Source organism: Streptomyces sp. NPDC097107 (assembly GCF_044762405.1).
In the GTDB taxonomy this organism is placed as follows: Bacteria; Actinomycetota; Actinomycetes; order Streptomycetales; family Streptomycetaceae; genus Streptomyces; species Streptomyces thinghirensis.
In genome coordinates, this window is record NZ_JBIWEF010000015.1 from 110,301 (window position 1) to 123,245 (window position 12,945).

General features: G+C 71.0%; 12 protein-coding genes and 1 pseudogene. 2 read left to right on the forward strand and 11 right to left on the reverse strand.

Annotated elements, in window-relative coordinates; translation table 11 throughout:
- From ACIQ1J_RS30465 to ACIQ1J_RS30475, 3 genes are all read right to left on the reverse strand, one after another.
- Entirely contained in the window at positions 1-1,170 is a 1,170-nt protein-coding gene (locus ACIQ1J_RS30465) for a cysteine desulfurase family protein (RefSeq protein WP_403561839.1), read from the reverse strand.
- A 199-nt stretch (positions 1,171-1,369) separates the two neighbouring features.
- On the reverse strand, positions 1,370-1,639 hold the full coding sequence (locus tag ACIQ1J_RS30470) for a DUF4190 domain-containing protein (RefSeq protein ID WP_403561841.1): 270 nt from the start codon (positions 1,637-1,639) through the stop codon (positions 1,370-1,372).
- A 59-nt stretch (positions 1,640-1,698) separates the two neighbouring features.
- Positions 1,699-1,863: a hypothetical protein gene (locus ACIQ1J_RS30475; RefSeq protein WP_403561843.1), complete on the reverse strand. Its 165-nt coding sequence runs from the start codon at positions 1,861-1,863 to the stop codon at positions 1,699-1,701.
- 115 nt (positions 1,864-1,978) lie between these two features.
- On the opposite strand from ACIQ1J_RS30475, the gene ACIQ1J_RS30480 reads away from it, so the two are divergent.
- Positions 1,979-2,668: a TetR family transcriptional regulator gene (locus tag ACIQ1J_RS30480; RefSeq protein ID WP_403561844.1), complete on the forward strand. Its 690-nt coding sequence runs from the start codon at positions 1,979-1,981 to the stop codon at positions 2,666-2,668.
- 7 nt (positions 2,669-2,675) lie between these two features.
- Here the strand turns inward: ACIQ1J_RS30480 and ACIQ1J_RS30485 are convergent.
- From ACIQ1J_RS30485 to ACIQ1J_RS30495, 3 genes and pseudogenes are all read right to left on the reverse strand, one after another.
- Positions 2,676-3,655: pseudogene (locus ACIQ1J_RS30485) on the reverse strand (helix-turn-helix transcriptional regulator).
- A gap of 28 nt (positions 3,656-3,683) precedes the next feature.
- Positions 3,684-4,544: a thioesterase family protein gene (locus ACIQ1J_RS30490; RefSeq protein WP_403561846.1), complete on the reverse strand. Its 861-nt coding sequence runs from the start codon at positions 4,542-4,544 to the stop codon at positions 3,684-3,686.
- A gap of 130 nt (positions 4,545-4,674) precedes the next feature.
- On the reverse strand, positions 4,675-5,406 hold the full coding sequence (locus tag ACIQ1J_RS30495; RefSeq protein WP_403561848.1) for a TioE family transcriptional regulator: 732 nt from the start codon (positions 5,404-5,406) through the stop codon (positions 4,675-4,677).
- Positions 5,407-5,465: 59 nt separating this feature from the next.
- Between ACIQ1J_RS30495 and ACIQ1J_RS30500 the strand changes: the two genes are divergently transcribed.
- Complete coding sequence (locus tag ACIQ1J_RS30500) at positions 5,466-6,683, forward strand: erythromycin esterase family protein (protein ID WP_403561850.1); 1,218 nt, start codon at positions 5,466-5,468, stop codon at positions 6,681-6,683.
- Positions 6,684-6,702: 19 nt separating this feature from the next.
- On the opposite strand, the gene ACIQ1J_RS30505 is transcribed toward ACIQ1J_RS30500, so the two are convergent.
- From ACIQ1J_RS30505 to ACIQ1J_RS30525, 5 genes are all read right to left on the reverse strand, one after another.
- Positions 6,703-7,362, reverse strand: a complete 660-nt coding sequence (locus ACIQ1J_RS30505) for a trimeric intracellular cation channel family protein (protein ID WP_210960214.1) — start codon at positions 7,360-7,362, stop codon at positions 6,703-6,705.
- Positions 7,363-7,432: 70 nt separating this feature from the next.
- Positions 7,433-8,890 (reverse strand): ABC transporter ATP-binding protein, encoded by a 1,458-nt coding sequence (locus ACIQ1J_RS30510; RefSeq protein WP_403561852.1) that lies wholly within the window; start codon positions 8,888-8,890, stop codon positions 7,433-7,435.
- Positions 8,891-8,913: 23 nt separating this feature from the next.
- Positions 8,914-10,011 carry an ABC transporter ATP-binding protein gene (locus ACIQ1J_RS30515; protein WP_121749299.1) on the reverse strand — a complete coding sequence of 366 codons (1,098 nt, stop codon included), beginning with the start codon at positions 10,009-10,011 and terminating at the stop codon, positions 8,914-8,916.
- A complete protein-coding gene (locus tag ACIQ1J_RS30520) occupies positions 10,008-11,006 on the reverse strand; it encodes an ABC transporter permease (protein ID WP_403561854.1) in 999 nt (332 codons plus the stop codon). The genes ACIQ1J_RS30515 and ACIQ1J_RS30520 overlap by 4 nt, the downstream gene beginning before the upstream one ends.
- Before the next feature lie 108 nt (positions 11,007-11,114).
- On the reverse strand, positions 11,115-12,911 hold the full coding sequence (locus ACIQ1J_RS30525; RefSeq protein WP_403561856.1) for an ABC transporter substrate-binding protein: 1,797 nt from the start codon (positions 12,909-12,911) through the stop codon (positions 11,115-11,117).
- Positions 12,912-12,945: the final 34 nt, after the last annotated feature.

The following is a 12,945-nucleotide window of genomic DNA, read 5'->3' on the forward strand; positions in this document are numbered from 1 at the left end:
CTACGTCAGCCCCGCCGCCCTGGCCCGTTCCACCGCAGGGCCGATGGCCTTGGCGAGCGCCTCGACGTCCGCCTCCGTGGAGGTGTGACCGAGGGAGAAGCGCAGCGTGCCGCGGGCCAGGCCGGGGTCGCTGCCGGTGGCCAGCAGGACGTGGCTGGGCTGGGCGACGCCCGCGGTGCAGGCGGAGCCGGTGGAGCACTCGATGCCCTGGGCGTCGAGCAGGAGGAGCAGGGAGTCGCCCTCGCAGCCGGGGAAGGTGAAGTGGGCGTTGGCCGGGAGGCGGCCCTCCGGTGCCGGGTCGCCGCCGAGGATCGCGTCCGGCACCGCCGTACGGACCGCGTCGACCAGGTCGTCGCGCAGGGTGCCGATCTCGCGGGCGAACCACTCGCGCTGCTCGGCGGCCAGGCGGCCGGCGACCGCGAAGGAGGCCACGGCGGGGACGTCGAGGGTGCCGGAGCGGACGTGGCGTTCCTGGCCGCCGCCGTGCAGGACCGGTACGGGGCTGTACTCGCGGCCCAGGAGCAGCGCGCCGATGCCGTAGGGACCGCCGATCTTGTGACCGGAAACCGTCATCGCGGCGAGCCCGGAGGCGGCGAAGTCGACCGGGAGCTGACCGATCGCCTGGACCGCGTCGGCATGCAGCGGCACATCGAACTCGGCGGCCACGTCGGCGAGTTCACGGACCGGCATGACCGTGCCGATCTCGTTGTTGGCCCACATCACGGTGGTGAGGGCCACGTCGGCGGGGTCGCGGGCGATGGCCTCGCGCAGCGCCTCCGGGTGGACGCGGCCGTGGGCGTCGACCGGCAGGTACTCGACCGTGGCGCCCTCGTGCTCGCCGAGCCAGTGGACGGCGTCGAGGACCGCGTGGTGCTCGACGGGGCTGGCCAGGACCCGGGTGCGGGCCGGGTCGGCGTCGCGGCGGGCCCAGTACAGGCCCTTGACGGCGAGGTTGTCGGCCTCGGTGCCGCCGGCGGTGAGGACCACCTCGCTGGGGCGTGCGCCGAGGGCTTCGGCGAGCGTCTCGCGGGCCTCCTCGACGGTGCGCCGTGCGCGGCGGCCGGACGCGTGGAGGGAGGAGGCGTTGCCGGTGACGCTCAGGTGCGCGGTGAGCGCCTCGACTGCCTCGGGAAGCATCGGGGTGGTCGCGGCGTGGTCGAGGTAAGCCATGGTGCGGCCGATTCTACGGGGCGGTGCCGCCCGGCCTCAGATCAAGGTTGGCCTCTTCGCGGCCGGCCCTCTTCTCGGCCGGCCACTATGCGGTCGGCCACTATGTTGGTCGGCCACTATGTTGGTCGGCCGCTATGCGGTCGGCCTCTCCGTGCGGCCGGGCGGAGGCTGCGGCGGCTCACACGGTCCGCGGCGCGACTCAGAGACTCCACGACATCGTGTTGTCGGCGGCCATGAACGCCACCAGGACCAACAGGTCGGCGACGCCCAGACCGAGGCCGAGGAGGGCCCGGCCGCGGCGGGCGGTGCCGCGCCACAGGGCGACGCCCGCCAGGGCGATGGCCATCGGACCGAGGAACACGTTGAGGACGAGCAGACCGAGCAGGCCGAGGACGAAGGAGGCGACGGCCATGCCGTCGGTGTCCCGGATGCCGGTCCGGCGGGTGGTGGCCGGTGCGGTGAGCTGCATGGTGTTCTCCCTGCCGTGCGTCGGTGACTTGCATCAGTGCCGTGCGTCGGCGCCGTGCGTCAGTGGACGGAGGTGCCCCGTCGGCCGTGCCGCTCGCGGAGCGCGAAGATGCCGAGCCAGACGGCGATGACCAGGCCGGCGGCGACGGAGAAGGAGAGCGGTGCGTGGGCGACGGTGCCCAGCATCACACCGAGGAGCAGGAGTGCGGCGACGAGAAACAGCATGGTGCGGATCCCCCAACCTTGGGTGAACGACTGTAGTTACACTTGTTCACTGACTTTCCAGTCTAGCGCGCCGCACGGCTTTTCAATTCCAGAGAACAGTTGTTAACTGCATGGTATGAGTCACATTCCCGGGGTTCGGCAGGCCCAGAAGCAGAAGACCCGGCAGGCGCTCATGGACGCGGCCCTCGGGCTACTGGAGGAGCAGAGCCTGAGCAGCCTGGGCCTGCGCGAGGTCACCCGCGCCGTGGGCGTCGCCCCGACCGCCTTCTACCGGCACTTCCCCTCCGTCGCCGACCTCGGCGTGGCGCTGGTCGAGGAGGCGCTGGGCAGCCTGCATCCGATGATCCGGACCACGGTGTCGCCGGCCGAGGACAGTGCCGAACGCATCGCCCGCGCCGTCGAGTTGATTGCCGGCCATGTGGCCGCCCATCCCGCCCACGTCCGGTTCATCGCCCGCGAACGGCACGGCGGGGTCCAGCCGGTGCGGGACGCCATACGGAAGCAACTGGCCCGGTTCGCCCAGGAGGTGAAGACCGAGCTGGCCAAGGACCCCGTGTCGGCCGGCTGGAGCGACGCCGACCTGCTGATGCTCGCGGGTCTGTACGTAGACCAGATGCTCGTCACGGGCTCCCTCTTCCTGGAGGCGCTGGAGACCCAGGACGATCAGGGGGCCCAGGACGCTCAGGAGACCCAGGACGCTCAGGAGGCTCAGGACGCTCGGGAGGAGGCGCGCAGGCGAGCCGCCGACACCGCGACCCGGCAGATGCGGCTGATCAGTGTCGGCCGCAGGCATTGGCTGGACTGACAGGACGTCAGCCGCCGGCGGGCGGCCGGTACAGTTCCGCGGCGGCCGCCGCGGCCCGGGCCAGCTCCTCGCGGGCCTCGGGAGGGGCGACCACCTCCACCCGGTCGGAGAACGCGAGCAGTTGCCGGACCTCGACCAGAGCGCCGTACGTCAGCCGCACGGTCGGCCGCCCGTCCGCCTCGTCCGCGCAGACGTCCTCGGGCGGGGCGGTCAGGTACGCGGCGTTGAGGCGCAGGAACATGCCGAGGCGGTCGGGGCGGACCCGGCCGGTGACGTCCAGCCCGCCGGAGCGCTCCTCGACCTCGCGGCGCAGCACCTCCCAGGCGTCGGCGAGTTCCACGCCCGGCCGGCGCCGTACGGGGTCGGCCAGGACGGTCGCCGCGCGCGTCCGGTCGGCGCGGAAGAGGCGGGGGCTGCCGCGCCGGTCGGCGACGAGGCACCAGACACCGGCCTTGGCGACGAGGCCGTACGGGTCGACGGTGTACGTCCGGATCTCCCGCTCGCCGCTGTGCCGGTAGCGCAGACGCAGGCGGCGGTCGGCGAAGACCGCGTCCCGCAGCGCGTCCAGGTCGACGGCCGCCCCCGGCCCGCCCTTCCAGCGCGTGGCGTCGACGAGGATGCGGCGGGAGGCGGTCTCGGCGGCCGGCCGGTGCGGTTCCGGGAGTGCGGCCATCACCTTGCGCAGCGCCGAGCCGAGTGCGGCGTCCAGGCCCAGGGCGGCGTGCGCGCCCCGCGCGGCCAGTACGAAGAGGGCGCGCGACTCGTCGGCGGTCAGGCCGGTGACGTCGGTACGGAAGCCGGCGAGCAGTTCGATGCCGCCGTGCCGCCCGCGTTCGGCGTACACGGGGACGCCGGCGCCGGACAGCGCCTCGACGTCCCGGTAGACGGTGCGGACGGACACCTCGAGACGCTCGGCGAGTTCGCGGCGGGGCAGCGGCCGCGGGTCTGCAGGAGCAGCAGGATCGACAGCAGGCGGTCGGACTTCACGGCACCAGCCTGCCCCGGGGGCCGCGGGTCAGCCGAGCCGGGCGCGGGCGAGCTGGCGGGACTGGGCCACCAGTCGGTCGGCGCTGTCCCAGACCTCGGCGTCCTCCTCCAGGAAGCCGCCGGCGAGGTTGCGGGTGGCGATGGAGACGCGCAGGGGGCCCGGTGCCGGGCGGCACCGCACGTGCACGGTCAGCTCGACCGTCGGCACCCAGCCCTTGAGCCCCAGCTCGAAGGCGGTCGGGGGCAGCGCGTCCACCGCGAGGAGCATCGACAGGGGGTCGGCGTCGCGGCCGTCGGCGAGCCCGAACCAGGCCCGCATCTCGCCCCGGCCGGAGGGCTGCCCGAGCGCCCAGCCGAGCGTCGCGGGATCCAGCTTGAGCATCAGCCGGTCGGCGATGGACGAGCTGCCCTCCACGGGGGCGGGGCCGTCCTCCGGACCGAAGCACTGGTCCATCGGCGGGATCGCGGGCGGCGTCGCCGAGGTGCGGACGTCGTCGGGCAGCGTGTCGAGGTCGCCGTAGGAGGCGAGGACGCGGATGCGCTCGACCTCGTTGCCCGCGTCGTCGTGCTGGAAGAGGGAGGCCTGGCCGGTGGAGAGGGTGCGCCCCGTGCGGACGGCCTCCGTGCGCACGACCGCCGGGCCCGGCCGGGAGGCGGTGAGGTAGTGCGCCGAGATGGTGAAGGGGTCGGGGTGCGGGAGGGCGTCCCCGAGGGCGCGGCCCAGGACGGCCAGCAGATAGCCGCCGTTGACGGCGTTGATGATCGTCCAGCCGGCGGAGAGGTCGATGTCGTAGACGCCCGGGGCACGCCGGGCGACGGTGGTGTCCCGGTCGAACTCGCTGTCACCGATGGTGGCCCGCGTGGCCGCTGCGGAGGCTGCTTCTGGCATGGGGGCACGCTACAACATACGACTACTAAGCGGTAGCTTTCCCTTCCCCTCACACCTCACATCTCACACGTCACACCATGCCCCTCGCCCCCTCGCCCCCTCGCCCCCTCGCCCCCTCCTCACGCCGAGCTCATCCGCGCTCCCGGAGGTACGCCTCCAGCTCTGCGGCCCCCGTCAGCAACGCCCGTCCGCGGGCGGACACCCGGTCGTGCCAGTCGCGCAGGGTGGCCTCCAGCGGCTCCAGCCCGCCGGCGGACCGCACCTGCGCGATCACGGGGGCGATCTGCTCCAGCAGGTAGCCGCCCCGCCTGAGCTGGCGGGCCAGCCGGGCGTCCCGTACGTCGGCCTCGTCGTAGACGCGGTACCCGGTCAGCGGGTCGCGGCGCGGGCGGACCAGCCCGGCGCGCTCCCACTTGCGCAGCGTCGCGGGCCGGATGCCGAGTTCCGCCGCCAGCGGCCCGACGAACGTGCGGCCCGAACCGGACGCCACCGTCCCCGCGGGCACCGCGGTGGGCGCCAGGTCGCGCAACGCGCCCTCCACGGCCCGGAGGGTTCGCCGGTCTTCGAGCAGCTGGGCGTGGCTCTCGTCGATGAGCCGGTACGCCTCGTCCACGGCGCCCCGGTTCACGGCCCGCATGATGGACGCCGCCGCCCGGTGGCCGTGGCCGGACACCAGGGCGAGGAACGCGCCCAGCGCCCGCGCGTGCAGCGGGGTGTAGGTGCGGTATCCGTGAGCCGTACGGCCGGCGTCCGGGAGGATGCCGGCCTCCTCGTAGTTCCTGACGGCCTGCGTGGACAGACCGTACCCGCGGGCCAGATCGATCGGCCTGAGCGTGCCACCGCTTTGAAGCTTCCGAGCCATAGACCGGGACAGTATCGCCGCAAAGCTTCAACCGAAAGTTCAACGATACGGTTGAAGGCATGGCTAATGCTGGCATCAAGGACACCGCCCGCCCCGTCGAGGCCGCCGCCGTCATGAGGCTGCTCCCCGCCCGGCCCCGGCTGCTCGCCCTGGGCGAGCCCGCCCACGGCGAGGACGCCCTGCTCGAAGTGCGCAACGAACTCTTCCGGCAACTCGTCGAACAGGAGGGCTACCGCACGATCGCGATCGAGAGCGACTGCCTGGCGGGCCTGGTCGTGGACGAGTACGTCACCTCGGGCACGGGCACCCTCGACGAGGTCATGGAACACGGTTTCAGCCACCCGGACCTCGGGCTCGGGGCATCCGCGGCCAACCGCGAGCTCGTGCGCTGGATGCGCTCCCACAACGACGGCCGGCCCGCCTCCGAGCGGCTCCGCTTCGCCGGTTTCGACGGCCCGCTGGAGATCACCCACGCCGCCGGCCCCCGGGAGGCACTCACCGCACTCCACGACTACCTCTCGGCCCGGGTCGACACCGGTCTGCTCCCCTGCACCGCGGAAACGCTCGACCGTCTGCTCGGCGCCGACGACCGGTGGACCGAGCCCGCCGCGATGATGGACCCGGCCCAGTCCGTGGGACAGTCGGCCGAGGCCAAGGAGTTGCGGACGCTCGCCGAGGACCTGGTGTCACTGCTCGACGAGCACGCGCCGCACCTGCTCGCGGCGACCTCCCGGGACGACTGGGAGCGGGCGTGCCTGTACGGACGCACCGCGACCGGCCTGCTGAGCTACCACTACTGGATGGCCGACACCTCACCGGCCCGTATGAACCGGCTGCTGGGCGTGCGGGACCGGATGATGGCCCGCAACCTCCTCGCACTCGCCGCTCGGGGCCCGGCACTCGTCCACGCCCAGAACGCCCATCTCCAGCGGGAGAAGAGCACGATGCGGATGTGGCAGGGACCGGTGGAGTGGTGGAGCGCCGGCGCGCTGGTGAGCGCCCGGCTCGGTGAGGAGTACGCCTTCGTGGCCACGGCCCTCGGCACGATCCGGCACCAGGGGGTGGACACCCCGCCGCCGGACACCGTCGAAGGGCTCCTGTACGCGCTCCCGGAGGACCGCTGCGTCGTCGACGCGTCCCGGCTGGCCGCCGTCCTCGGCGGCACCCGGCCCGCGCCCCGCGTCTCCCCGTGGTTCGGCTACGCCTCGCTCGACCCGGCCCACCTGCCCGCGATCGACGGGGTGGTGTTCGTCAAGGACGTCCCGGACCGGCACTGAACGGGTCGGAACCGCGACCTCACTCCCCCTCCGACACCGTCGACCGCCGGTTCCAGGCGCGCGGCGCCCGCCAGTGGAACCGCAGGGCGAGCAGGCGCAGGACGAAGGCCGTGACCACCGCGAGCCCCGTGGTGAACGAGCTCAGGGCGTCGTAGCGGATGCACAGGGCGACCATGGTGGCGCCGACGATCGCCGGGACGGCGTACAGGTCGCGGTCCCAGCGCAGCAGCGAGGGCACCTCGTTGGCCAGCACGTCCCGCAGTACGCCGCCGCCCACCGCGGTGGTCAGGCCCAGGCAGGCCGAGGCGGTCAGGCCGAGCCCGTAGTCGTACGCCTTGGTCGTGCCGGCGACGCAGAACAGGCCGAGACCGGCCGCGTCGAAGATGTTCACGCCGGTCTGGAGGCGCTCCACATGGGGGTGGAGGAAGAAGACCAGCAGCGTGGCGAAGAGCGGGGTGATGAAGTACCCCAGGTCCGTGAAGGCCGCGGGCGGTACGGCGCCGATGACCAGGTCCCGGAACAGCCCGCCGCCCAGCGCGGTCACCTCGGCGAGGACGGCGATGCCGAAGACGTCGAAGTTCTTGCGTACGGCCAGCAGCGCGCCGGAGATGGCGAAGACGAAGATGCCGACCAGGTCGAGCGTGTGCTGGACGGTGGGGGTGAAGAGTTGCTCGTACACCCCGACATTCTCGCCTGCCGGTGAGCCCCCGCCTTACGAACGAAGGCGGGGGCTCACCGGCGGGGCGAGGTCACTTCTCCTTGGCGGGAGGCTCCTCGTCGGCGCTCTCGGTGCTCTCGGTGCTCTTGGCGCTCTCGGTGCTCTTGGCGCTCCCGGCACTCCCGGCACTCCCGGCACTCCCGGCACTCCCGGTGCTCTCGGCACCCCCGGCACCCCCGGCGCCCTCGGTGCTCCCGACGCCCTCGGCACCCCCGGCACCCCCGGCACCCCCGGCGCCCTCGGTGCTCCCGGCGCCCTCGGCACCGGCCTCGTCGCCGGTCGCGGCGTCTTGGGCACCATCGGTGCCGGCCTCGGCCTCCGCGGCCACCGCCGCCGAGGTCTGCGCCGACTCCGCCAGCGCCTTCTCGGACACCAGCTCCGCCGCCTCCTTGGCGTCGGAGAGCAGGACGACGTCCTGCGGGGCCTGGTCCTCGAAGTTCTCCGGGTGGTGGCAGGCCACCTGCTGACCGGGGCGCAGCTCCTTCAGCGGCGGCTCGGTCGTCTTGCAGATCTCCGTCGCCTTCCAGCACCGGGTGTGGAAGCGGCACCCGCTCGGCGGGGAGATCGGCGAGGGCACGTCGCCCTTGAGCAGGATGCGCTCGCTCTTGGCCGACTTGCGGGCCGGGTCCGGGATCGGGACCGCCGACATCAGCGCCTTGGTGTACGGGTGCATCGGCGTCTTGTAGAGCAGGTCGCGGTCGGCCAGCTCCATGATCTTGCCGAGGTACATCACCGCGATCCGGTCCGAGACGTGCCGGACGACGGACAGGTCGTGCGCGATGATCACGTACGTCAGGCCCAGCTCGGTCTGGAGGTCGTCGAGCAGGTTGACGACCTGGGCCTGGATCGACACGTCGAGCGCGGAGACCGGCTCGTCGGCCACGACCAGCTTCGGGTTCAGCGCGAGCGCGCGGGCGATACCGATGCGCTGGCGCTGACCGCCGGAGAACTCGTGCGGGTAGCGGTTGTAGTGCTCGGGGCTGAGACCGACCACCGACAGCAGCCGCTGCACCTCCTTCTTCACCCCGCCCTCGGGCTCGACGCCCTGGAGCTTGAAGGGGGCGCTGATGATCGTGCCGATGGTGTGGCGCGGGTTCAGCGACGAGTACGGGTCCTGGAAGATCATCTGCACGTCGCGGCGCAGCGGACGCATTGCGCCGACCCCGAGGTGGGTGATGTCCTTGCCCTCGAACTCGACCTTGCCCGCGGTCGGTTCGAGGAGGCGGGTGATCAGCCGGCCCATGGTCGACTTGCCGCAGCCCGACTCGCCCACGACACCGAGGGTCTCGCCGGACTTGACCTCGAAGTCGATGCCGTCGACGGCGCGTACCGCGCCGACCTGGCGCTGCAGCAGGCCCTTCTTGATCGGGAAGTGCTTCTGCAGCCCGGTCACCTTCAGCAGGGTCTCGCCGGGGGCGGCGTCCTTGGTGAGGGTGGCGGTGCCGGCGGCCTCGCTCCGTGTGCCGTCGCTCTGCGCAGGGATGGCCACTGCTTCGTCCTTGGCGTTCTCGCTCACAGCTTCGGCGCAATCTCTTCGGTCCAGATACGCTCCCGCTGCTCCTGCGACATGTGGCAGGCGGCCCAGTGCTTGCTGCCGACCTCGGCCAGCTCGGGGCGGACCGTGCGGGTGACGTCGTCCTTGGGCACGTCGGCGTACGGGCAGCGCGGGTTGAAGGCGCAGCCGGACGGCAGGTTGATGAGAGAGGGCGGGGAGCCCTTGACCGGGATGAGGCGTTCCTGCTGGTCGCGGTCGAGCCGCGGCATCGAGCCGAGCAGACCCCAGGTGTAGGGGTGCCGGGGCTCGTAGAACACCTTCTCCGCCGGGCCCCGCTCGACGCACCGGCCGCCGTACATCACCAGGAGGTCGTCGGCCAGTTCGGCGACGACGCCCAGGTCGTGGGTGATGATGATGACCGCGGAGCCGAACTCCGTCTGCAGATCGCGGATGAGGTCGAGGATCTGCGCCTGGACGGTCACGTCCAGGGCGGTCGTCGGCTCGTCCGCGATGAGCAGCTCGGGGTTGTTGACCAGCGACATCGCGATCATCGCGCGCTGGCGCATACCGCCGGAGAACTCGTGCGGGTAGCTGTCCACCCGCTTGTCCGGCTGCGGGATGCCGACGCGGTCGAGCATCTCCACGGCGCGGCGCTTGGCGGTCTTCTTGTCCACGTCGTGGTGGACGCGGTAGGCCTCCACGATCTGCTGGCCGATCGTGTAGTACGGGTGCAGCGCGGACAGCGGGTCCTGGAAGATCATCGACATCTGCCGGCCGCGCAGCTTGCGCACCTCGTCGGGGTCGGCGGACAGCAGCTCGGTGCCGTCCAGCCAGATCTCGCCCGAGATCTGCGCCTTGCGCCTGCCGTACTGGCCGGCGGTGTGCAGGCCCATGATGCCGAGCGAGGTCACCGACTTGCCGGAGCCGGACTCGCCCACGATGCCGAGGGTCTTGCCCTTCTCCAGCTGGAAGCTGAGCCCGTCGACGGACTTGACCAGGCCGTCGTCGGTCGGGAAGTGCACCTTCAGGTCGCGTACTTCCAGGAAGGCCTTCGGTGTGGGCGAAGTACCGGTGGGCTCGCCCACGGCGGCTCCGCTCTTGCTGAGGTCGGTCATGCGAGCCTCACTCGGGGGTCGATCACGGCGTACAGGATGTCCACCACGAGGTTGGCGATCAGCACCGCGAGAGAAGTGATCAGGACGACGCCCAGGATAAAGGGCAGGTCCTGGTTCTGGATCGCGTCCAGCACCTTCTGACCGAGGCCGGGGAGGCTGAACGTGGTCTCGGTCAGGATCGCGCCGCCCATGAGGGCGCCGAGGTCCATGCCGAGCATGGTGAGCAGCGGGGTCAGGGTCGACCGCATGGCGTGCTTGCGGATGACGACCTGCTCCTTGAGGCCCTTGGCGCGCGCGGTGCGGATGTAGTCCTCGCCGAGGATCTCCATCATGGTGGCCCGGGTGATCCGGGCGTACATCGCGGCGTACAGGAAGGCCAGGGTGAGCCAGGGCAGGATCATGCCGCCGAGCCAGCCGGTGAGGCTCTCCTCCAGGGGCACGAACTCGCCGTTGATCCAACCCAGTCCGTAGGAGAAGATCGCCAGGCTGAGCAGGCCGGTGAAGTAGATGGGGAGGGAGACGCCCGCCAGCGCGACGACCATCGCGCCGCGGTCCCACAGGGTGCCCCGCTTGAGCGCGGAGAGCACACCGGCGGCGAGACCGAAGATCAGCCACAGGACGGCCGCGCCGAGCGCGAGAGCCAGGGTCACCGGGAAGCGCTCGGTCAGCACCGGCCACACGGACTGCTCGGTACGGAAGGAGTAGCCGAAGCACGGCGCGGAGCAGTGGGTGACGTCACCACCGGCCGCGTAGGTGCGGCCCGCGAAGATGCCCTTGAAGAACTCCCAGGCCTGGACGAAGACCGGGTCGCTCAGACCCAGCTTCTGTCGCACCCCCTCGACGGCGGCGGGGTCCGCCTGCTTGCCCACGAAGCTCAGGGCGACGTCGACGCCGGCCCACTTGGGGACGAGGAAGAAGATGCCGAAGACCACCAGGATGATGACCACCAGCATCACTGCGGCGGCGAACAGCCGCCTGATGAGATAAGCGAGCACGGGTTGCGGCCCGCTGCGGATCGCGGGCCGCCGGAGGTCTTCCGGCGGCCCGCGGTCACGCCGCGCCGGCCTTCACCTGCCTTTCGTGCCGTACGGCGGGTGTACCGGTTACTTCGAGGACTTCAGACCGAGGTTGACGAAGTCGTACATACCGCTGTAGCCGTCGGTGGTGTACACGTTCGCCAGTCGGCTGGAGCGCCAGTTGATGAACTTCTCGAAGACGAAGGGCAGGTAGTACGCGCCCTCCATCACCTTGTGGTTGATCTCCGTGGCGATCTTGGTCTTGCCGGCGTCGTCCAGCTGCGTGAGGTAGTCCGCGAACAGACCGTCGATCTTCTTGTCGTCGATCATCGCGAAGTTGTTGTTCGCGCTGTCGAGGATGTAGCTGCTGTGCCACAGCGGCAGACCGTAGCCCTGGACGGACGGGAAGTCCGGGCCCCAGCCCATGATGATGATGCCGTAGCCCTTCTTCTGCACGTTCGAGGGGCTGCCGACGGTGCTGGCGTACTGGGCGCCGTCGTACTGGTCGATCTCGACGTCGATGCCGACCTTCTTCAGCGACGCCTGGAGCGACTCGGCGGTGGCCACCTCGACCGGCTTGTTGTTGCGGACGGCGATGGTGGTCTTGAAGCCGTTCGGCTCGCCGCAGGCCTTCAGCTCTTCCTTGGCCTTCTCGACGTTGCCCTTCTTGTTCGCACCGGCCATCTCGTACGGGTCGTACTTCTGACCCTCGGAGCCCGGGACGGACGGCGGCAGCATGTTGGTGCCGATGTCGCCACCGGCGACCGGGCCGCCGCGCGCGGTCTGCAGCGAGACGTGGTCGGCCCCGTAGAGCACGGCCTTGCGGCAGTGGATGTTGTCGAACGGCTTCACGTTCTGCGGGAACGAGGCGTACCGGATGTAACCCGAGACCGGGTTGTCCAGGTTGCCCTTGTGCTCCTTCAGGGCGGTGGTGCGGCCCTGCGGGGACATACCGGTCTGGGCCAGGTCGATGTCGTAGTCGCCGGCGAGCAGGCGGGCGTCCAGGTCGTTGGCGTTGGAGAAGAACTTGATCGTGATCTTGTCCGGGTACGCCTTGCGGACCGGGTCCGAATCCTGCTTCCACTCGGTGTTGCGGACCAGGGTCAGGTCCTTGCCGGGGTTGTAGGACTCGAACTTGTACGGGCCCGAGGAGAACGGGCGCAGACCGTACTTCGACTTGGTGTCCTTGTCCTGGCGGACCGGGGACGCCGAGGTCAGCGCGAGCATCTCCTCGAAGTCGGAGTTGGCCTTCGGCAGTTTGAAGACGATGGTCTTGTCGTCCGGCGTCTCGATCGCCTTCAGGCCGAGCTTGTCCTTGGACTTGTCCTTGTACGGGCCCTGGTACTCGCCCTTGGGGTCGAGGACGTCCTTCAGGTAGACCGGGCCGCCGGACAGCACGTCCTGCGCCCAGACGCGCTCGATGCCGTACTTGACGTCCTTGGAGGTGATCGGCTTGCCGTCCTCCCAGGTGACGCCGTCACGCAGGGTGTACGTGTAGGTTTTGCCGTCGTCCGAGACCTTGGCGAGCCCGCTGGCGAGGTCCGGCGTGACCTCGGCACCCGCCGAGCCCGGCTCCGTCTTGTTCGTGACGAGCTGGCGGCTGTAGTAGCGGGAGAAGTTCCACATGAAGCCGTAGTAGCCGCGCGTGGTGTCCCACGAGTCGGCGTCCTGCGTGCTGGCGAACTTCAGCGTTCCGCCCTTCTTGGCCTCGGAGGCCTGAAGGACCTTGTTGTTGGCCGCGTCGAAGCCGGCGGCGCCGTTCTTCGAACCGCCGTTGCTGTCGTCGCCGCCGCCGCCGCACGCCGCGGTGGTCAGCAGCGCGGCGACCACTGCGGCAGCGGCCAAAGCCTGCTTGCGCCGCCCTGAGGTGCGTTGGGTAGTCACGATCTCGGATCCTCCGGATTAGATGAGAGACCCC